Source organism: Paenibacillus sp. Pae15 (assembly GCF_024519685.1).
Taxonomy (GTDB): Bacteria; Bacillota; Bacilli; order Paenibacillales; family NBRC-103111; genus Paenibacillus_G; species Paenibacillus_G naphthalenovorans.
Window position 1 is genome coordinate 20,657 of sequence record NZ_JALJRM010000004.1, and the last position, 21,524, is coordinate 42,180.

Consider the following 21,524-nt stretch of genomic DNA (forward strand, 5'->3'; position numbering starts at 1 on the left):
CTATATATAAAACAAGGAGGCAATTCAAATGCAAAAAGAACCTATGTTTGATGTCCATCAGTTGGCCCATGTGGAAATTTTCAGCCCGAAGCCGGATGAAACGTTGTGGTTTTTCAAGGAACTTCTCGGGATGGAAGAGACCGTACGCAAAGGCCAGTCCGTATACTTGAGAGCCTATGAAGATTTCTATCACCATACGCTGAAAATTACGGAAGCGAAGGAACCCGGACTCGGTCACGTCGCATGGAGAACGTCCTCGCCTCAGGCGCTGGAGCGCCGCGTTAAAGCGATTCAGGCGACTGGACTTGGCAAAGGCTGGTTGGAAGACGAAGAAGGCCACGGAGCCGCGTATCAATTCATAACGCCGGACGGGCATAAGATGGAACTTCTATGGGAGGTAGAGTACTGGCAGGCGCCCGAGCATCTGAAGACGCCGCTTCTTAACCGTCCGCAAAAGCGTCCGACCCGCGGCGTGCCGGTACGCCGCCTCGACCACGTAAACTTAATGGCGCACGAAATGAAGCCGAACGTAGATTTTTTGATGGATCAGCTTGGCTTCAATCTGCGAGAGCATATCCGTCTGAACAACGGTAACGATGCCGCGGCCTGGCTGAGCGTGAGTCCGCTTGTGCATGAGATTGCGATGATGGGAGACCCGCTTGGCGGCAAAGCGCGCATGCACCATATATGCTACTGGTACGGGTTCCCGCAAAACATTTCGGATATTTGCGACGTATTCATCGAGAACGGCATAAAGATCGATGCGGGACCGGGTAAACACGGGATCAGCCAAGCGTATTTCTTGTATGTAATTGAACCGGGCGGAAACCGCGTGGAGCTGTTTGGCGATCCGGGTTACTTGATTTTCGATCCGGCCTGGAAGCCGATCACCTGGAAGGAAGAGGATTTGGCCAAGGGCATCATCTGGTTCGGCTCTCAGCTTCCGCAGGAATTCTTCATGTACGGCACGCCTGTCATTGACAACACACAAGAAGTGGCCAGCACGAAATAAATCTTCCGATCCGAAAAGCATTGCCGCTGCGTGGTAATGCTTTTCGGTCATCAGACTACCTTAATTGAAGGAGTTGAACGGTATGGATGATCGCTCGTTTCGGAACGCTATGGGCCAATTCGTAACCGGGGTTACTGTTATTACGACGAACGTCGGGGATGAAACGCACGGCATGACGGCCAACGCATTTCTGTCCGTTTCTTTAAACCCGAAGCTGGTTCTCGTATCGATCGGAGAGAAGGCCAAGATGCTTCAAAAAATCAAGGACGCGGGACATTACGCGGTCAATTTCCTGGCGGAGGACCAGCAGGAAATCTCCATGTTGTTTGCAGGACAAATCAAAGACGGGCGCTCCGTCGATTTCGAATGGCTGAACGGAATGCCGGTCATTCCCGGAGCGATCGGACGGATCACATGCCAAGTCGTAAACGAACATGTCGTTGGCGATCATACGCTTTTTGTCGGTGAGGTTACAGGCATCGAACTGAACGACGGCGCCCCCCTGATTTATTTCCAAGGCAAGTACCGCGAGCTTGCGTCGATGAATGAAAACGAAACATTGCGAATATAAAGGAGGTTAGAGATGGCTGCTCCATTCGAATACACGGTGATTCCCCCGAAAGCGATCGAATCGGGGAAGACGTATCCGGCCGTTTTCGCTCTTCACGGGATTGGTTATACCGAGAAAGATATGCTGTCCGTTATTGAGCCGCTGAAAGGCGAGCTGTTCTTGATCGGCATTCGCGGTCATCTACCTTACGAGGAGGGACACGCCTATTATTATTTGAAGAGCTTCGGCAATCCGGAGCGTGACTTGTTTGACCGCAGCGTGGAAATGCTGCAGCACTTCATAGACGATGCCGTCCGTCGCTTTCCTATCGACCCGAGACAAGTCTATTTGATCGGCTTCAGCCAAGGAGCCATCTTGAGCTTGACCTTGGCTCTAACGCTCGGCAGTAAAGTCAAAGGCGTGATTGCAATGAACGGGTACATTCCATCCTTCGTAAAGGAGGAGTACGTTATTCTGCCGGCCGGTCATCTGTCCGTCTTTCTTTCTGACGGCGATTGCGATCCGATCTTTCCCCCTTCAGTAGGAGCGGAGAGTCATCAATACCTCAAAGACAAAGTCGAACGCATCCAGTATGTAACGTATTCCGCGGCACACGAAATTACCGACCGGAATAAAGCGGACGTCGTGGCCTGGATTGAGAAGGAGATTGCGCGTTAGGCGAATTAGGCGGCCCTCATCGGAGGGCCGTTTTCGTTAATGATTGTCCTGGCTATGGCTTTGGCCGGCGTGCGATGGAGTTTCGTACGATTCGTACGGAAAGATCATCTGCAGCCCCGGTATTCCCGCACAAATCGGCGTATTTTCAAGAACGGAGATGGTGTATAATTCGCCAGAGAATCAAAAACGTAGTACAATTATTATTGAATACGCTTACAATGGGAAAGCATCAAATGCTTGCCATCGTAAACATGCAGAATCATCATTGCCAACTTTCAGTAAGGTGGGGAGATTATGAGGTCTGCGGATTTAAAGTTAAACGAGTTTTACAAAACGTCCTTCGATGCCGATCCCCGTTACGAGAAGATGATATCGATCCCAACGTCGGCGATCGGCACGCTGCGCAAGGAATTGATCGAAACGATCGGTCCGGAACGAATGAAAGGCTTTTTGATGCGATATGGCTGGCATTGCGGCGTCAGCGATGCTCTGAAAATGAAGCAATTGGCTTGGGACGACCCGGCCGAAGCGCTGCTTGCCGGACCCAGGATGCACATTTTGCACGGGAACCTGGAAGAAGTGATCATTCTGCAGAACGACTTCGATTTCGAGAAAAAGACGATGCATATGGAAGCGCTCTGGCGGAACTCCTATGAGGCCAAGGAGCATCTTGAGAAATTCGGGAAGGGCGGTCATCCGCAATGCCACACTCTGGTCGGCTATGCCAGCGGGTATTTGTCCACCATTATAGGCGAGAAAGTTATCGTCATCGAGCAAAGCTGTCAAGCCATGGGGAACGACTGCTGCTTCCCGATTTGCAAGACCGTGAAAGAGTGGAAAGGCAAAGCGGACGACGTGTTGAAATATTATGAGCCTGACAGCTTGATCAACGAATTGGACCGGATGTTCGAGAAGCTGAGGATTGAACGGGACAATTTGAACAGAACGTACCAAGTGCACGAAAAATTAATGAATGAAGTGCTGCGGGAGAAGGATCTGTCGTCGATTGCCAAGGTGCTGTTTCAAACGACGGGCATTCCCGTGCTGATCGAGGATAAGCATCAAACGGTATTGGCGATGTCCGGAATTGAACAGCATGAGTTAGCGGAGCGTCAAATCAAAGGCTTGTCGGGTATTACGCGGACGGAATGTTTGTCGGTGAAGAATACGTGTTACCTGGTGACGCCTATTTTTTTGCAACGGAATATTGTGGGGTATTGCTATTTTCTTTACGACGATGGGCTGCCCCAGGAAGTCGATTGGATGATTCTGGAGCGTGCCGCCGTCACGTGTTCCATGTATCTGTTAAATGAGCGAACCCGCTTGATGGCGGAGCAGCGGATGAAGGGCAGTTTTCTGGATGAGATGATCTCCGGTCATCTCTGCCGGGAAGAATTCATGCGCCGGGCGCAATATTTCGAATTTGATGTGCGGCCTCCGTTTTTTATGGTGACGCTGCACGAGAAATCGAAAAAGCTGTCCTCAAGATATCCCCTTGATTTCAACGACGAGCTTGTAAACAGCTTATACAACTTCTGCAGAGACCGCCAAATCAACAACCTCATAGCAGATAAGTCCGGGAAGACAGCGCTGCTGTTCTCGGAAACGGCCTTAACGGAACGAGGGTATACGAAACGCGATGTAAGCAAAAAAATCGTGGAGTGTTTGCAGCAAAAGTATCCTCATTTGGACTTTAAGGCGGGCGTAAGCTCCTCCTCGGAACGGCTGGAAGAAATCGGGCAGCTTTTTGAAGAAAGCTTGGCCGCGCTGAAAATTACGAACCCGAAATCGTGCGTCGTGCATTACGACAGCCTGGGCATCGAGGGGGTCTTGTTCCAGGCCAGCAACGTGAATTTGATCGAGAAATTCGTCGACAAAAGACTGGGCAAGCTGATCCGGGAAGATCGGCATAAGGACATGGAACTGACGAAGACACTGTACCATTACGTCAGCAACGGCTGCAACGTCCACAAGACGTCCCGCAAGATGAATATTTCTATCAGCGGATTGAGATATCGCCTTCAACGGTTGAACGAGATTCTGGAGTGCGACATCAACCGGCCGGCCGTTACGTATCAAATCTATTTAGCGCTTCAATCGATGATTGCATTAGGAGAATTGGATATGAACCTGGAGCTTGAAGAATTGTGAATCGCTTTTAGCCCGACCGATCGCGTCGTGATTGTTTTTTTCGGGAAGGTTGTCGCCGGCGCGTTCGTACCTTTCATACGAAGAATGCCGCGATTTGGGCGGAAATCCAATAGGAATCGTCTGCTTACTTTGATCACGCCCTGTATTATGATCGGATTGTACGCAGATGATTTTCATTAAAAGGGGGGCGATACATGGTGCATTCCTTTGCAAAAGCGGCCGCGTATGCGGACCACCTGGCTGCTGCGGAACAAACGTTAGCCGGCGCCGCGCCGCTGACGGAGCTGGATCGGGAGCTTACGGTCGAGCAGGCGTATCTGGTGCAGCTGGAGACGATCGGGCGAAGAGTGGCCGGCGGAGCGAAAATCGTCGGCAAGAAGATCGGGCTGACCTCGCTTGCCATGCAGAAGCTGCTGGGCGTCGATCAACCGGACTACGGCCATTTGTTAGACGATATGGCCGTTGAGAATAACGGAGACATCCCGGCGGGACGGCTGCTGCAGCCGAAGGTGGAGGCGGAGATCGCGTTTGTTTTAAAAAAAGACCTGGCGGGCCCGAACGTAACGGCTGCCGATGTGCTGCTCGCCACCCAATACGTCTTGCCCGCTTTGGAAATCGTGGACAGCCGCATCGCGGATTGGAAGATCAAGCTGCAGGATACGGTGGCGGATAATGCTTCCTCGGGGCTGTTTGTGCTTGGCGGCAAGCCGGTGAGGGTCGATGAAGTCGATTTGCCGCGTCTCGGGATGGCGTTGTACAAGAACGGCAGCCTCGTCAATACGGGGGTCGGCGCGGCGGCGCTGGGGAATCCGGCATACTGCGCCGCTTGGTTGGCCAACAAGCTGCATGAGTTCGGGATTACGCTGAAGGCGGGAGAGGTGATTTTATCCGGAGCCCTCTCGGCCGCTGTGAACGCGGAGCCCGGGGATACGTTCTCCGCGAGGATTGCCTGTCTCGGACAAGTCGGCGTTTCATTTCGATGCTCGGGGGATGGGATATGACAAAACTGAAAGCGGCTATTCTGGGTTCCGGCAATATTGGGACTGATCTTATGATGAAGCTGAGAAGCTCGCCTGTGCTGGAATTGACGGCCATGATCGGGATCGATCCGCTGTCGGACGGTTTAAAACGGGCGCAGGAACGAGGATACGCCACCTTTAGCAGGGGCTTGAAAGCGTTTCTTGAAGAGGCTCCGGATATGGCGGATATCGTCTTTGACGCCACCTCCGCCAAAGCGCACATTCGGCACGCCAGGATGCTTAAGGAAATGGGGAAAATCGCCATTAATTTGACGCCTGCCGCGGTGGGATCTTATGTCATCCCGTCTGTCAATCTGACTGAGCATCTGAAGGCGGAGAACATCAATTTGATCACCTGCGGCGGGCAAGCGACGATTCCGATTATTCATGCGATCGGCAAAGTCGTTCCGGTCAGCTACGGAGAGATCGTGGCAACCATCTCTTCCCGGAGCGCGGGTCCGGGGACAAGGGCCAATATCGACGAGTTTACGGAGACGACCTCTCATGGCATTCAGCTCATCGGAGGGGCAAAGCGCGGAAAGGCCATTATCATCCTAAATCCCGCCGAACCGCCGGTCATGATGCGGGACACCGTCTATGCGCTGGTCGAAGGGCAGGCGGACGCGTCGGCGATCGCCGCTTCCATTGCCGAAACGGTCGACTATATCCGGTCGTACGTGCCCGGCTATCGGCTGAGAACCGAGCCCATCATTGACGGCAATAAGGTATCGGTGTTTCTCGAGGTCGAGGGCGCGGGGGATTATTTGCCTTCCTATTCCGGCAATCTCGATATTATGACGGCGTCGGCTGTGAAGGTTGCGGAGGAAGTGGCGAAGAACCGGCTGTCCGAAGCCGCCGTATCATGAATCCGGGTCCGAGGGAGGAAGAGGGATTGAAGACGAATCAACGGATTACGATCACCGAGGTGGCGCTTCGCGACGGCAGCCATGCGATCAACCATCAATATACGGCAGATCAAGTGATCAGCATAGCGAAAGCGCTCGATGAATCGAACGTTCCTTATATTGAAATATCCCACGGCGACGGACTTGCCGGGTCATCGCTGCAATACGGATTGTCGCGGACGAACGAGATGGAATTGATCGAAGCGGCCGTTTCTGTTTGTACCACGTCGAAGATTGGAGTGCTGCTGCTCCCGGGGATCGGAACGATTCGCCATTTGAACGAGGCGGCGAAGTTGGGGATCGGCATGGCACGCATCGCCACCCACGTCACGGAGGCGGACATTTCCGCACAGCATATCGCAAGGTCCAAGGAGCTCGGGCTGCACACCGTCGGCTTTCTCATGATGTCGCATATGGCCCCGCCCCGGTTGCTCGCCGAACAAGCGAAATTAATGGAAAGCTACGGGGCGGATACCGTCTACGTGGTCGATTCGGCCGGAGCGCTGCTGCCCCATCAGGTGACGGAGCGAATCCGCGCGCTCACGCAGTCGCTCTCCGTTCCGGTTGGGTTTCACGGGCATAACAATTTGTCCCTTGCGATGGGAAATACGCTGGCGGCGATTGAGGCGGGCGCGACATGGATCGACGGCAGCGTCCGCTGTCTCGGCGCAGGCGCCGGCAATACCCAGACGGAAGTGCTGGTCGCGGTGCTGGACCGTTTGGGCATCGAAACCGGCATCGACGTTTATAAAATCATGGATTTGGCGGAGGAGATCGTTGCGCCGATTCTGCTGAAGCCGCAGGAAATTACAAGAGGCAGTCTTATCCTCGGTTATGCGGGGGTGTACTCCAGCTTCCTGCTTCATGCGGAACGGGCGGCGGAGAAATTCGGGCTTGATGCCAGAGACATTCTGTTGGAAATCGGAAGACACAAGGCGGTAGGCGGGCAGGAGGATATGATTATGAGCGTTGCGGCCGAACTGGCGAAAGGAAAGCGGGAAGCGCCGGTTTAGGATGGGGGGATGTCCATGAATCCAAGTGGTTATGAGGAAATGGCCTTGTTTTTAATCGAGTCGGAGGTCGGCAAACGAGAAGTCGAGCGGTTTACCAAGCGGCGGCCCGAATTGACGGTGGAAGACGGCTACCGCATTCAGGAAGCGCTCATCGCCCGAAAGCTGGAGCAGGGCTATCGGGTGATCGGGCCCAAGATGGGGCTGACGAGCCGGGCGAAGATGAAGCAAATGAACGTTGAAGAGCCGATTTACGGGTTCATTTTTGATTATATGGTCGTGGAAGGCGATGTGCTTCGACTCGATGAGCTGATCCATCCGAAGGTGGAAGCGGAAATCGCGTTTGTGCTGGCAGCGGACGTACAGGGACCGGGAGTGACGGCTGCGCAGGTGTTGGCGGCGACGGAATATGTCGTGCCTGCGCTGGAGATCATTGACAGCCGATATGAGGACTTCCAGTTTGCGCTGCCGGATGTCGTAGCGGACAACGCTTCGTCGTCTCGCGTGTTTATCGGCTCGGGCTTCAGAAGTCCCGTCGGCTTGGAGCTCGATTTGATCGGCGTTACGTTATCGATCAACGGAGAATGGAAGGACGCCGGAGCGGGAGCGGAAGTATTGGGCCATCCGGCCGAATCGGTGGCGATGCTGGCCAATATGTTATCCCGCAGAGGTCAGTCGTTAAAGGCGGGTCAGGTCATCCTGAGCGGCGGCATAACGGGTGCGCACACCTTGAAAGCCGGGGATACGGTCACGGCGATCTGGGACCGGCTGGGAACGATGCAATTCAGGGTGCAAGGTTGAAGTGCCGGCTTACATTCATATTATTTATCGGGGAGGTTGGCGTATGCAGGAGCAAGGATTGTATGACACGATCGGCGGTCATCGCGTGTATTATCATGAAGCCGGACAAGGGGAGCCGCTGCTTTTGATTCACGGTTCCGGGCCGGGGGTTTCGGCTTGGGCGAATTGGCGTTTGGTGTATCCGATTTTATCGAAGCATTATCACGTATACGCTCCGGATCTGATCGGCTTCGGCTCGTCGGAAAAACCCCCTTCGGCTCAATACGGGGTAGACGCGTGGGTGGAGCAGCTGATCGCATTCATTGAAGCGAAGCATATCGGGCCGACGTCGATCGTCGGTAATTCCCTCGGCGGCTGTCTTGCTCTGCATTTGGCCTATCGAAGGCCGGATCTGGTGAAAAAGCTGGTGCTAATGGGGAGCGTAGGTGTTTCCTTCCCTCTGACGGAAGGTCTGGACCGTGTGTGGGGCTATACGCCGGATCCGGAAACAATGAGACAGTTGATCCAAATTTTTTCCTATGACAAAAGCTTTGCCGAAAACAGCGATCTGGTGCATATGCGTTATCAAGCCACTTTGAACGAAGAAAACCAGTCGGCCTTCGCTTCGATGTTCCCCGCCCCGCGGCAGCGCCATATCGATGCGATGGCTTTAACGGAGGATCAAGTCAAACGGATCGATTGTCCGGTGCTGCTCGTGCACGGTCGGGAAGACGAAGTGATTCCGGTCGAACAGACCAGCTGGAAATTGGCGCAGCTGCTGCCGGATGCGGAGTTTCATATGTTTTCAACATGCGGACATTGGACGCAGATCGAAAAGACGAATTCGTTCTGCACATTGGTGGAATATTTTTTGCAAAAATAGATGCTTTATAACGGAAAAGAAGCCGCGCCGCAGGCTGCCGCGGGCGGCTTCATGGCGTGATCGCCCGTCCGTTGAATTGAAAAAAGGAAATGTGCAGTGTGAAGATCAGGCTGGGGCCCTGGTCTTTTTTTCGTTCCCGGCGGATCATTTTACAATCAAGATATTGGAAATTAATTTTCGATCGTTTATAATAAAAACCAGGTCCGTCGTCCTAGAAACAGGAGCGCGCGAGAAGCGGACTATTCCTCTTCATGAGGCCGAAAGGCTACCCGTCAGTCCCGGCAGCCGGCCCGGATAAGGGTGTCTTTCTTGGAGTATTGTGAACGCAATGATGATCATAACCCCCATCTTTGTGGAAGCCATGATCAGCCATTCTCAACTGGGCACTTGAATGGCTGGGAGCGAGTAGTGCAACCGACCCCATAATCTATAGGGTCGGTTTATTTTTTACAATGAATTTCGGTGGAGCCGAACCATTCCGGCGGCATCCTTCCAAATCAAATTTAACGGGTGATGAGAGATGAGAAATCAAGGTTCAAATCGTGTGTCCGTTTCACCAACATATCCTTTTTTGGAAAGCCCATTATTCGAAAAGGACGAGAAATTGAAAAATATTTTAAAGGAATTGGCCGATATCAGGCATGCCTTGGACCAGTCCTCCATTGTGGCCATAACCGACCCGCGCGGGATCATACTCTACGTTAATGAACAGTTTTGCAGAATCTCCCGATATGAAAGGGAAGAATTGCTTGGTCAGGACCATCGGATACTTAATTCCGGGTATCACTCCCGTGATTTTTTTAAGAACATGTGGGCCACCATCGGATCCGGAGATATTTGGCGGGGGGAAATACGGAATAAAGCCAAAGACGGATCATTCTATTGGGTAGATACGACCATCGTTCCTTTTTTAAATGAACAAGGAAGACCGTATCAATATGTTTCGATTCGAAATGATATCAGCCTCCGAAAACAAATGGAAGAAGAGATCAGGAAAAGCGAGGAAAGATACCGTTTAATCACCGAAAATTCGTCGGACCTGATTTCAATCATTGATGCGGAGGGGAATTTTTTGTATGTGTCTCCTTCCCACGAAAGCTTGTTAGGACACGATTTGGCTGATTTTGAATCCAGCCAAATCCTTCAATGGGTGCATGAAGAAGACCGCGAGACGGTCGTTGATGCGATTGAGAGCCGGCTGGCCGCCAGAAAAGAGTCTCCGCCGCTGGAGTTCCGGGTCCGTACGAGGGGCGGCAGCTATTGCTATATGGAAACCAAGATCAATCCGATCCTCAACCAATCGGGCGAAGTCAACAGCCTGACTCTGATTATGCGGGATATCACCGAACGGAAAAAGTCGGAACAAACGATTTACCATTTAGCTTACCACGATACATTGACGGATTTGCCGAACCGGAGATTATTTATGGATCGGTTGCGTAAAGAAGTCCATCAAGCTAAGCGCCGTCATTCGCAATTGGCCGTCATATTTCTTGACTTGGATCGGTTTAAATATATTAATGATTCGCTCGGTCATGAGGCCGGAGATCTTTTTCTCATCGAAGCAGCCAAAAGAATCAGTCATTGCATTCGTTCGAATGATATGGTCGCCCGATTGGGGGGCGATGAGTTTATCGTATTATTGACGAACCTGTCGAGTTCGGCGGAGGTCGAATCCATATCTCAAAGGATCCAAACCAGCCTCCAGGAACCAATCGAGCTGTTCGGGCAGCGCCATTGTATTTCTTGCAGCATGGGTATCGCCCTCTTTCCATCGGATGGGAGGGACCCGGATGAATTGTTAAAACGAGCGGATATGGCTCTATATGCTGTGAAGGATAGCGGCAGGAATGGAGTTTCATTCTTTCATTCGGATATGGAAGAACGTTCTTTGGAACGCATCCTGTTGGAAAATGAACTGAAAAAGGCCATTCAATATGAGCAATTTCGTATTGATTATCAGCCCAAACTTGACCTTGCGACAGGGAAAGTAACCGGCATGGAAGCGCTTGTTCGTTGGGATCATCCCGAATTAGGGAGGATCGCGCCGAATAAATTCATACCTATAGCCGAAGAAACCGGATTAATCATTCCTTTGGGAGAATGGGTTCTTCGCCGAGGATGTGAGCAAAATAAACATTGGCAGGATCAAGGATACCCTCCATTAAAAGTATCCGTGAATTTGTCTGCCCGACAATTCTATCAACCTGACCTGTTGGACATGATCAGCAGGATATTGAAGGATACCGGACTGGAACCGCAATGGCTGGAACTTGAGGTTACAGAAAGTATTTTTGCGGACATAGACAATGCGGCAGCGATTCTGCAGGAAATCAGGAATTTAGGCGTTCATACGTCTATCGATGATTTTGGAACGGGATACAGTTCATTCAGTTATATCAAGAATCTTCCCATAGACACCTTGAAAATCGATGCTTCTTTCATCCGGGATATTCACCGGAATAAGGAAAGCCATGCGATTGTAAAGGCGATACTGACCATTGCCCAAACGTTAAATCTAAGCGTGATTGCCGAGGGAGTTGAAATTCCGGAGCAGCTGGCCGTTTTGAATGAGGACGGATGCGGTCACGGGCAGGGCTTTCTATTCAGCAAACCGTTGTCCAGTCAGGATTTTGAGAACTATTTGAAAGATTTGCCGATAACCACCTAGGCATTGTACCTATTTCTCCCCTATGCGGGTGAACAGGTCAAAGAGACCAAGAAAACGAATGCATTGGCCGAAGAGGGGATTCCCCTCTTTTTTGTTTTCATCGTATTTTTTAAAGCCAAATGAGGGACTGGGGTGTCTAATAAGTGAAACCGGGAGGAGGGAGACGACATTTGGATACCATCAACCTTGTCCAAAAGGCGCAAAAGGGTGATGAAACGGCCTATTTGGAACTTTTTAGGCAGCATGAGGAACGGATTTACCGCATGGCTTTTGTCTATGTGAAAAATCAGGAAGATGCTTTGGATGTAGTCCAGGAAACGGCTTATCGCTCATTTAAATCGATAAAGACTTTAAAGCAACCGCAATATTTTAAGACCTGGCTTACAAAAATCGCCATTCGTTGTTCTTTAGACTTACTACGCCAGCGAACCAAGGTGATTCACTTTGAACCGCGGAAATGGGATTGCGTACGGACGGAAAACGAAGATGATGTAACGATCTCCATTATGCTGGATGATATCATCGAGAAATTGGATGAAACGGAAAAAAGCATCATCTTGTTAAGATTCTATCAGGATTACACCATCAAGGATGCAGCAGAGATGCTGGAGCTTCCATTAGGAACAGCCAAAACGGTTTTGTATCGGGCATTGGATAAACTTCGCGGGATGTGCGGGGAGGCGGAAGCGAATGGGAAATAACATCAAGAAGGAAATGGACAAAATAGAAATCCCGGCGGAGCTTCATCAAAGAAGTGTACTCGGTGTTCAAAAAGCAATGCAGGAACTTGCCGGGCAAAGAGATGGGAGCGGTATGGGAATGAAACGGTTATGGCAAGGAATTGGGGGCGTCATCGCCGCTTCCGCCTTGGTCTTTGCATTAATGATGGCAGTTGAACCCGGCCTTGCATCATCCGTTAAGGGATACTTTAAAGATATAGTAAACGGGAGAGGGGCAGTAACGGGTACGGAATATAGGCAAGCGACCGATGAAATCAAGGTTGAACTTGGCGAGCCTGATATGAATGCAGAGAACGCCGTTGTGCCGCTGACCGTAACCATACTTCACGGAACCAGTGTACCTTATCGTGAGATCGAGGTGGTCTCGTTGGGGGAATTCACGATTGTCGGAAGCTCGGGTGAAATGTTGGATGACAAGGAAGTGACCGTTCAAGCGATAACGGATCAGGACTACAGCTTCGAGATCCGGGATTCCAGTAAACTTTTATCGGAAGCTGTACCCGACGACAATAGCAGTAAAAAATTTCAAGCCCGTCTGATCATACCAAGAGATATTTTTGAACGAAATCATCATCTTGCGTTAAGAATTCATTCTTTTTATGGGCATAAAAAGGGCGATGCGCCGTTGGAAATAAAGGGGGAGTGGGAAGCGCAAATTAAATTACAGGAGTCATAACAGGGATGATGATTTCGCTAATAAAGGCAATCGTTTAACGGAATGAGTTAATCCATAAGGCTTTGGACTGTGCACTTAACAATGGTTAGGAAATCATTGAGATGTAAAGAGGGGAATACCCCTCTTTTTTGTTTGGATTGTTCATGCCGTCAAACGTTTGGAATATCGTGTCAACTTGAGGATATTTGATGTTCCCAGTGAACAAAATAAAACAATCAGGTAATGGGGCTCGAAGCGGTCTATCCGAAGCGAACCTGAGCAAGCGTCTCCACGCCACCTATACTCGCCCCTACCTGCTCTTCTGCAAGCCGGAAATCATGAACAGCGACCAGGGCTCTCACTTCACATAAACGAATTCGAAGACCCTCGCGCGTTGCGTCAAGGGATAGCTCGTTATATCCAATTTTACAACGGGGAACGTCCTCACCAGTCCCTCGGCGAGGCAAGGCCCATAAGGAGGTTTTCACCATGACTCAATCGATTGAGCGTGCAAACATGCGACGCATCACAAGCAACATCTTCAAAGGATCGGTTGGAAATCTGATCGAATGGTACGACTGGTACGTATATGCAGCTTTCGCCGTGTATTTCTCGTCTGAGTTCTTCCCGAAGGGAGACCCGACCAGCCAACTGCTCAACACGGCGGCAATCTTCGCCGTCGGCTTCCTGATGCGCCCATTAGGGAGCCTGCTGCTGGGCCGCTACGCCGATCGTTATGGCCGCCGTGCCGCGCTGACGCTTTCCATCACCGTCATGGCCAGTGGCTCCCTGATCATTGCCTGTACTCCAAGCTATGGCACCATTGGCGTGCTGGCCCCCATTATTCTGGTGCTTGCACGCTTGCTCCAAGGGTTGTCGCTGGGCGGAGAATATGGAACCTCGGCAACCTACCTGTCCGAGATGGCCAGCAGCGGCCGCCGCGGCTTCTACTCGAGCTTCCAGTACGTCACGCTTATTGCCGGACAGCTGGTGGCGCTGGGCGTCCAGATCATCCTCCAGCAAATACTCAGCGAACCCGATATGAAATCCTGGGGCTGGCGTATTCCCTTCTTCATCGGAGCCGTTGGAGCATTAGCCGTATTGTGGCTGCGCCGCACGATGGACGAATCGGAGCAATTCTCCAAAATGGGATCTGAAAGCAGGCAGCGTGCCGGAACCATTCGGACCCTGATGAAACACCCCAAGGCGGTGTTGACAGTGGTCGGACTAACGCTTGGAGGAACCGTCGCTTTCTATACCTATACGACGTATTTGCAGAAGTTCATGGTGAATACGGTGGGCCTCAGCAAGGAGGTCGTCAGCTGGATCAACTTTATTGCCCTGCTGGTATTCGTCGTGCTTCAACCGCTCGCGGGCCTGCTATCGGACCGGATCGGCCGGCGCCCGCTATTGATTAGTTTCGGTATCCTCGGAACGCTGCTGACCGTGCCGCTGTTCCTGATCTTGGAGCAGATGAAGAACCCTATCGGAGCATTTTTCCTCATGCTGACAGGTCTCATCATTGTCACCGGCTATACTTCCATCAATGCGATCGTGAAAGCCGAACTGTTCCCGACCGAAATCCGCGCCCTTGGCGTGGGATTCCCTTACGCAATTACCGTTGCGGTGTTCGGAGGGACGGCGGAGTTCATCGCGTTATGGTTCAAGAGCATTGGAGCCGAGTCGCTTTTCTATTTCTACGTAGCCGCCTGCATTTTCGTGAGCTTCATCGTCTACTGGCGTATGGATGAGTCTTCCAAACATTCCCGTATCGAAGCTGAGCTCGACGGTAAAAGGGGCTAGCTGTCCGCGAACCTGGCTCAGGCACTCTGAAGCTACAATAAGTGGGCTCAAAGCGCCCCGTCAAAGGCCAGCTTTTTATTTTCTTAAAGACATTCAAAGCAGTCGCCGCGGCGGCTGCTTTTTCAGTGAAAGAAAAGACGGCGATTCCGGTGACCGGATGCTTCCCGGGGCAGATTCTTCTAGAATTTATGCATTTATTAATATATCTGATCAATCTTATAAGGTTATTCTAATTGACCTGCACCGCCAGCTGTGATAGGTTCAGAATAGTAGGAAATTATTAAGATGTGTATACTGGGAATTTCATATCATTTGGAAGCTTTGCGAGGTGGATATTGTTGAAACTGGAAGTAACAAACAGCCCTTTTAATCAGGAGCAAGTAGAACTGCTCAATCGCGTTCTGCCTCTGCTGACGGAAGCACAGCGTATCTGGCTGAGCGGATATCTTACGGCTCTTCAAGGTTCGGCGGCCGCGGTGACGCCTGTTCCTGCGCCGCTAGCGGCTTTGCCGGCGAATGAAGCGGTCGTTTCCAAGGAGGTTACCGTACTCTTCGGATCGCAGACAGGCAACAGTCAAGGATTGGCGAAGAAGCTGTCCAAGAAACTGGAAGAGCGGGGCTTTCAGGTATCGCTCTCTTCGATGGCCGACTTCAAGCCGAATAGCTTAAAGAAGGTCCAAAACCTGCTCATTGTGGTGAGCACCCACGGGGAAGGAGAGCCGCCGGATAACGCGATTGCTTTCTATGAGTTCCTTTACAGCAAGAGAGCGCCCCAATTGGAGGGCACGCAGTTTTCCGTGCTCGCGCTCGGAGATACGTCCTATGAATTTTTCTGTCAAACGGGCAAGGATTTCGACAAGCGCCTGGAAGAGCTGGGCGCAAGGCGGCTTACCCCGCGCGTCGACTGCGACGTGGACTTTGAAGAGCCTGCAGCAGAGTGGATGAACCGCGTCCTGGAATCCCTCAGCGGTGCATCGGCGGCCCCGGCCGTCGCAAGTGCAGCCGGCGCGGCGGTCGTGAGCGGGACGGAAACGGAATATTCGAGATCGAATCCGTTCCATGCCGAGGTTCTTGAAAATTTGAATCTGAACGGCCGCGGATCGGAGCGGGAAACTCGCCACGTTGAGCTGTCCCTTGAGGGATCCAATCTTCAGTATGAACCGGGCGACAGCCTGGGCATCTATCCGGAGAATCATCCCCGCCTTGTGGATGAATTGATCGAAGCGATGGGCTGGAAGGCAGAGGAGCCCGTTGCCATTAATAAGAATGGCGAGGAGCGGCCATTGCGGGAGGCGCTGCTTCGTAATTATGAAATCACCGTTCTGACCAAGCCGTTGCTGGAGCAAGCGGCAAAGCTGACTTCGAACCAGGAGCTGAAAAAGCTTCTGGAGGCGGGACGCGAACAAGAGCTCAGAGCGTATCTCAACGGGCGGGATCTGTTGGATCTGGTACAGGATTACTCGCTTAAAGGTGTGCCTGCGGGCGAATTCGTATCGATCCTTCGGAAGATGCCTGCCCGTCTGTACTCGATCGCGAGCAGCCCGAAAGCGTACCCGGGTGAGGTACACCTGACGGTCCGCGCGGTTCGCTACGAGGCTCATGGACGAAACCGGTACGGCGTCTGCTCCGTTCAGCTTGCGGAGCGGGTACAGCCGGGCGATACGCTGCCTGTGTACATTCAGCATAACCCGAACTTCAAGCTTCCGGAGAATCCGGATACGCCGATCATTATGATTGGACCGGGTACCGGGGTCGCTCCGTTCAGGGCCTTCCTCGGAGAACGGGAGGAGATCGGAGCCGAAGGCAAAACATGGCTGTTCTACGGCGATCAGCATTTCTCCACGGACTTCCTTTATCAGATCGAATGGCAGCGTTGGCTGAAGGAGGGCGTGCTGACACGTATGGATGTCGCGTTCTCCCGCGATACCGACAAGAAGGTGTACGTACAGCACCGTATGCTTGAAAAGAGCCGGGACCTCTACCAATGGCTGCAGGAAGGAGCCTGTGTGTATGTCTGTGGCGACGAGAAGAAGATGGCGCATGACGTCCATGCGGCTCTGATCACGATCCTCGAAAAAGAGGGAGGCTTGGGCCCTGAGGAAGCCGCGGAATATTTGACCCGTATGCAACAGCAGAAACGTTATCAGCGGGATGTTTATTAAGTCCGAGTCCCGAAGATCGCGAGAGGAGAAAATCCAACATGTCAGAAAATAATTTACTATCACCGAACAGTGCGCCGCACAGTGATGTAGAGGAAATTAAGAAAAGAAGCAATTATTTGCGGGGAAGCCTTGCAGAAACGCTGGAAGATGTGATCACAGGCTCCATACCCGAAGACGATAACCGGTTGATGAAATTTCATGGCAGCTACATGCAGGACGACAGGGATTTGCGCAACGAACGGCAGAAGCAGAAACTGGAGCCGGCTTATCAGTTCATGGTGCGCGTGCGTGCGCCAGGCGGGGTGGTTACGTCTGATCAGTGGTTGATGATGGACCGCATCGCGCAGAAATATGCGAACGGAACGATTCGATTGACGACGCGTCAGTCCTTCCAGCTGCATGGCGTACTCAAGTGGAACATGAAGAATACGATACGGGAAGTCAACGATGCGCTGCTGAGCACGCTAGCCGCTTGCGGCGACGTAAACCGCAACGTCATGTGCAACCCGAATCCGTACCAGTCGGCGGTTCACTCCGAAGTATACGAGTGGGCCCGCCGGATCAGCGAGCACCTCAATCCCCGGACCAGAGCCTACCACGAGATCTGGCTTGACGGGGAAAAAGTGGTGGATAGCCGGGATAACGGGGGAGAGCAGGAGCCGATATACGGGCCTGTCTATCTGCCCCGGAAGTTTAAAATCGGCATAGCCGTCCCGCCTTCCAACGATGTAGACGTATTCTCTCAGGATTTGGGCTTTATCGCGATTGTCGAAGATGGACGCCTGAAGGGCTTCAACGTCACGGTAGGCGGAGGCATGGGGATGACGCACGGCGATCCGAACACCTATCCCCAGATCGGTCAAGTGATCGGGTTCTGCTCGCCGGAGCAAGTCATCGACGTCGCGGAGAAGACGGTCACGATCCAACGGGATTACGGCGATCGCTCGGTCCGTAAGCACGCGCGGTTCAAGTACACGATCGACGACCGCGGCATCGACTGGTTCATCAATGAGCTAACCGAACGTCTAGGGTGGAAGCTTGAGGAAGCGCGTCCTTACCATTTTGACCACAACGGGGACCGCTATGGCTGGGTAAAGGGAACCAACGGAAAATGGCACTTCACGCTCTTTATCCAGAACGGCCGGGTCAAAGACGATGGCGGCTATCTTCTGATGACGGGTCTGCGGGAAATCGCCAAGGTGCATTCCGGAGATTTCCGGCTCACTCCCAACCAGAACCTGATCATCGGCAACGTAAGCAGCCAGAAGAAGAAAAAGATTGAGGAACTGATCAAGCAATACGGGCTTACCGACGGGGCCCACTATACCGCATTGCGGAGAAATTCCATGGCCTGTGTGGCGCTGCCGACCTGTGGATTGGCGATGGCCGAATCGGAGCGCTACCTTCCTACGCTGCTGGATAAGATCGAGCCGATGCTGGAGGAAGCGGGCTTGCGCGACGAGGAGATCGTCATTCGCATGACCGGCTGTCCGAATGGCTGCGCCCGACCGATGTTGGCGGAAATCGCGTTTATCGGCAAGGCGCCCGGCAAATACAACATGTACTTGGGAGGCGGCTTTGCCGGAAACCGGCTGAATAAGCTGTACAAGGAAAACATCGGCGAAGCGGAAATTCTGGAGTCGTTAAAACCGATTCTTACTCATTATGCAAAGGAACGGCGGGAAGGCGAGCACTTCGGCGATTTTGTCATCCGCGCCGGCTATGTCAAGGAAGTTCGTTCCGGTCAGGATTTCCATTCGTAAGTAAACCTGCGTTTGGATTAAATGCATCATAGGGCAAGACCAACAGGAGCAGTCTGAAGCTGTCATTGCAGCTTTAGACTGCTCCTTGCTTATCTCGCGGAGAGGCGATGAGGATTAAGGAAGCTCGACGACTTGAGCCGCCGCGTTCCATTGATAATGCATCTGCTGCCCATGGCTGGTGAGGATGAAATGCAGCTGGTTCCGATCCCAGAAGTAAGTGTGCGTTCCTTCCACTTTTGTGGCGGAGAGCGCATCTTCGAGCATGGATGCGGTACCTTGTTCGATGTCCAATAGAAGAACATGGGATTGGAACTGCTTATCATCGTCCGAGAAAAGATCCAGCGCTGCGTACCGGCCGTCCGGCGATACGATGATTCCTTCTACGCCAACATTCTTCATGCCGTTGATGGCGGTGACATGCTCCAATAGCTTGAACGTTCCGTTGGCTATGTCATAAGTAACGACCTTCACGGAGGACGCCTGACCGATGCCCGGATCCTGTAAAACCTGGAGAGAGAAAATAACCTGATTCTGCTTCGAAAGGTAGGCTAACGACGAAATACGAAAATTTCCTTCGGGCCGAAGCTCGTTTGGAAGGGTATCGGCTGAAAAGAGCCTTTGCTTCGAGCCGTCATCCTTTTCCATCACGATGAATCCGTCCGGCTGCTGAAGTATCGATCCCCCTCCCGGCAGGTCCTTCGTTTCATCAATAAGATAACCTTGTTCTTTTGGCGTAAGATAGTATCGGACGTGGCTGAAGGAATAATACGGATTAGCGGTATAGGCCCAATGTTCTTCCACATCCACATAAGGCCTGTTATTCTCCGTTCCCGAACCTGTAATGGTATAGCTCACTTGGTGCGGATTGGAAACGATGAGGAAGTCCTGATGATCTTTCAAGAGACTCCGGGCAAAATCAAGGTCGCGCAGAATCTTCGCCTGATTAAAAGCACGGACCGTTTCTTCTTCCTGCAGCGCCTTTTTCGAGAAATCAATGCGCATCACACTCATGGTCGAGCCTTCCGAGTTCTTGCTTTTCAAAGCAAACAAGCTTTGGGAATCGCTGCTCCAAACGGGATGATAATAGCTGTACAAGCCTGTAACCTTGAGCACTTGCGGCGTATCGCCCGGCGTAAGTCCTTTAGGCAGGTCCTGTTCATGGATTTGGCGGTTTGGCGTATTGGAAGTTACCACTCGCTTGGTTTTGCCGTCAATATCGGAAATCCGGATTTGGTCTACCGTATCCTCCGCATACACATGGGATTGCAGCTCACGTCGGTTGTTCTCGGATGTAATATAGGCGATATATTTTCCATTGGGAGAAACGGCGGGATTCCGCCCTTCATCAATCACGGACTCTTGGCCGCTGGCTAAATCTTTGAAGACCACTTCAGACCGGGTGTCTGCCGTTTTTTCAAATACGATGGCTTTCTCTCCGTTAACATAGGAGGGAGATGCTCCATCGCCAAGCTTTGTCGGCGCCAGGCTGTCCAGAGTCATTTCGTAGATGCCGGATTCTTTCACTGTAAATCCATGCTCTTGTTGTTCCAGCACCTTTTTGACATACAGGATGGTTTGATGATCCTTCCAGGAAGGCTGTTCATAGAATACCGCAGAACCATCGCCTTTAAGGAGCTCTGTATACTTCTTTTGCGCAACATCATAAACGCCCAGCGTGCCGCCGGTTTGCAGAATCAGCTTGCTTCCGTCCTGATTGATTTTGGCCTCGTTGACTTCCTGCTGAAGCAGCTGGTGAAATCCGCTTTGGTCATAGGCGAACAAGCCCTTTCCGGCAACCGGGAGGTATACCGTTCCTTTGTACTCGGAAACTCCTAACGGGCTTCCGGAGCCTATATCGATAAAGGATATCTGGTTTTGCACATGCAGCTCCTGAGCCTGAACCGTTTGCAGCCCTCCCGGGCCCTGAAGCATAAATGTCCCTGCCAACAACAGGAGCGCCGCGGCAAGACCCCATTTTTGCAAAGTTCGCTGTCTTTGCCGCCGTTTGAACGCTTTTCCAAGCCGTTGTTTGAGTTCCATATTGACAGGTATCCGTTTTTTTAATTCTTTTAAAGCTTGCTCGACTTGATGATCATCCACCGATTTTCTCTCCTTCCAAACATTGCTTAACAAGCACGCCCAGCTTTTTGATTAAACGATAGACACGCGTCTTGATGGTTTCCTCCGACTTACCTGCAATCTCCGTCATCTCTTTGTACTTTAATTCTGCAAAATATCTTAGCTGAATGAGTTCCTGGTCTTCTTCGGAGAGAGAGGACAATGCTTTTTGCAGGCATTCCATATCCTCTTTAAGCTCTACCTGTTCTTCAAAGGAGAACGGCTGAATCAGCCTATCCATTCCCTCGCCGATGAACGTATCCTTCTTCTTGCGGTAAAAATCGATGATGGTATTGCGGGCGATCGTAATAAGCCATGCTTTCGCACTCGACTGCTCCTGAAGTGAAGCATAGCGTTCAAACGCCTTGCGGAAAATATCGCTTACGATGTCGTCGGTATCCCATTTGTTGCCTAATTTCATGTAAACATACCGGTAAATATCACTAAAAAAACGATCGTATATCTCGATAAAAGGTTCTTTCATCGGGGCCCCACCTCTCACACTAAATAACGAAGCCAAACGAAAAAAGGAACACGTTAGTTCAAAATAAAATATTAATCGGAATACAAAACAACAGGTTTTCGCTGCAAAAGTAAGAGGATGGAGTGCCACGGCAAGGAATA

The 21,524-nt window shown here is 51.7% G+C and carries 18 protein-coding genes and 1 riboswitch; of the genes, 16 read left to right on the forward strand and 2 right to left on the reverse strand.

All coding sequences use genetic code 11. From position 1 onward, the window contains the following. Nucleotides 1-28 precede the first annotated feature (28 nt). From NR121_RS04410 to cysI, 16 genes are all read left to right on the forward strand, one after another. Nucleotides 29-1,012 carry a catechol 2,3-dioxygenase gene (locus NR121_RS04410; RefSeq protein ID WP_062410551.1) on the forward strand — a complete coding sequence of 328 codons (984 nt, stop codon included), beginning with the start codon at nucleotides 29-31 and terminating at the stop codon, nucleotides 1,010-1,012. Nucleotides 1,013-1,094: 82 nt separating this feature from the next. After that, the gene (locus NR121_RS04415; RefSeq protein WP_256830650.1) at nucleotides 1,095-1,583 is read left to right on the forward strand and encodes a flavin reductase family protein; all 489 of its coding nucleotides are present in this window, start codon (nucleotides 1,095-1,097) and stop codon (nucleotides 1,581-1,583) included. Nucleotides 1,584-1,595: 12 nt separating this feature from the next. After that, nucleotides 1,596-2,240, forward strand: a complete 645-nt coding sequence (locus NR121_RS04420) for an alpha/beta hydrolase (protein ID WP_054819820.1) — start codon at nucleotides 1,596-1,598, stop codon at nucleotides 2,238-2,240. A 294-nt stretch (nucleotides 2,241-2,534) separates the two neighbouring features. Next, nucleotides 2,535-4,391, forward strand: a complete 1,857-nt coding sequence (locus NR121_RS04425) for a XylR N-terminal domain-containing protein (RefSeq protein ID WP_137670714.1) — start codon at nucleotides 2,535-2,537, stop codon at nucleotides 4,389-4,391. Between the two features lie 194 nt (nucleotides 4,392-4,585). Further along, nucleotides 4,586-5,392 (forward strand): 2-keto-4-pentenoate hydratase, encoded by an 807-nt coding sequence (locus NR121_RS04430; RefSeq protein WP_256830655.1) that lies wholly within the window; start codon nucleotides 4,586-4,588, stop codon nucleotides 5,390-5,392. After that, entirely contained in the window at nucleotides 5,389-6,276 is an 888-nt protein-coding gene (locus NR121_RS04435; protein WP_054819824.1) for an acetaldehyde dehydrogenase (acetylating), read from the forward strand. The genes NR121_RS04430 and NR121_RS04435 overlap by 4 nt, the downstream gene beginning before the upstream one ends. A 26-nt stretch (nucleotides 6,277-6,302) precedes the next feature. Continuing rightward, nucleotides 6,303-7,328, forward strand: coding sequence for a 4-hydroxy-2-oxovalerate aldolase (dmpG, locus tag NR121_RS04440; protein ID WP_256830659.1), 1,026 nt, complete (start codon nucleotides 6,303-6,305; stop codon nucleotides 7,326-7,328). A 15-nt stretch (nucleotides 7,329-7,343) separates the two neighbouring features. Then, the gene (locus NR121_RS04445; RefSeq protein WP_054819826.1) at nucleotides 7,344-8,126 is read left to right on the forward strand and encodes a 2-keto-4-pentenoate hydratase; all 783 of its coding nucleotides are present in this window, start codon (nucleotides 7,344-7,346) and stop codon (nucleotides 8,124-8,126) included. Nucleotides 8,127-8,169: 43 nt separating this feature from the next. Further along, nucleotides 8,170-8,988: an alpha/beta fold hydrolase gene (locus tag NR121_RS04450; protein WP_256830661.1), complete on the forward strand. Its 819-nt coding sequence runs from the start codon at nucleotides 8,170-8,172 to the stop codon at nucleotides 8,986-8,988. Nucleotides 8,989-9,333: 345 nt separating this feature from the next. Then, nucleotides 9,334-9,417: riboswitch (cyclic di-GMP riboswitch) on the forward strand. Between the two features lie 91 nt (nucleotides 9,418-9,508). Further along, entirely contained in the window at nucleotides 9,509-11,659 is a 2,151-nt protein-coding gene (locus tag NR121_RS04455) for a sensor domain-containing protein (RefSeq protein ID WP_074727440.1), read from the forward strand. A gap of 170 nt (nucleotides 11,660-11,829) precedes the next feature. Next, on the forward strand, nucleotides 11,830-12,360 hold the full coding sequence (locus tag NR121_RS04460) for a sigma-70 family RNA polymerase sigma factor (protein ID WP_256830663.1): 531 nt from the start codon (nucleotides 11,830-11,832) through the stop codon (nucleotides 12,358-12,360). Continuing rightward, nucleotides 12,350-13,075: a hypothetical protein gene (locus NR121_RS04465; RefSeq protein WP_256830665.1), complete on the forward strand. Its 726-nt coding sequence runs from the start codon at nucleotides 12,350-12,352 to the stop codon at nucleotides 13,073-13,075. The genes NR121_RS04460 and NR121_RS04465 overlap by 11 nt, the downstream gene beginning before the upstream one ends. Before the next feature lie 373 nt (nucleotides 13,076-13,448). Further along, entirely contained in the window at nucleotides 13,449-13,547 is a 99-nt protein-coding gene (locus tag NR121_RS04470; protein ID WP_160327404.1) for an integrase core domain-containing protein, read from the forward strand. Further along, entirely contained in the window at nucleotides 13,544-14,857 is a 1,314-nt protein-coding gene (locus NR121_RS04475) for an MFS transporter (RefSeq protein ID WP_062410561.1), read from the forward strand. Before NR121_RS04470 ends, NR121_RS04475 begins: the two co-directional genes overlap by 4 nt. Before the next feature lie 338 nt (nucleotides 14,858-15,195). Then, nucleotides 15,196-17,019, forward strand: a complete 1,824-nt coding sequence (locus NR121_RS04480; protein ID WP_137670724.1) for an assimilatory sulfite reductase (NADPH) flavoprotein subunit — start codon at nucleotides 15,196-15,198, stop codon at nucleotides 17,017-17,019. Nucleotides 17,020-17,057: 38 nt separating this feature from the next. Next, complete coding sequence (cysI, locus tag NR121_RS04485) at nucleotides 17,058-18,782, forward strand: assimilatory sulfite reductase (NADPH) hemoprotein subunit (protein WP_054817285.1); 1,725 nt, start codon at nucleotides 17,058-17,060, stop codon at nucleotides 18,780-18,782. Between the two features lie 114 nt (nucleotides 18,783-18,896). Here the strand turns inward: cysI and NR121_RS04490 are convergent, their stop codons facing one another. Both NR121_RS04490 and NR121_RS04495 read right to left on the reverse strand, forming a co-directional pair. Further along, entirely contained in the window at nucleotides 18,897-20,882 is a 1,986-nt protein-coding gene (locus tag NR121_RS04490; protein WP_256830667.1) for a TolB family protein, read from the reverse strand. After that, nucleotides 20,875-21,384, reverse strand: coding sequence for an RNA polymerase sigma factor (locus tag NR121_RS04495; RefSeq protein WP_074727432.1), 510 nt, complete (start codon nucleotides 21,382-21,384; stop codon nucleotides 20,875-20,877). The genes NR121_RS04490 and NR121_RS04495 overlap by 8 nt, the downstream gene beginning before the upstream one ends. Nucleotides 21,385-21,524: the final 140 nt, after the last annotated feature.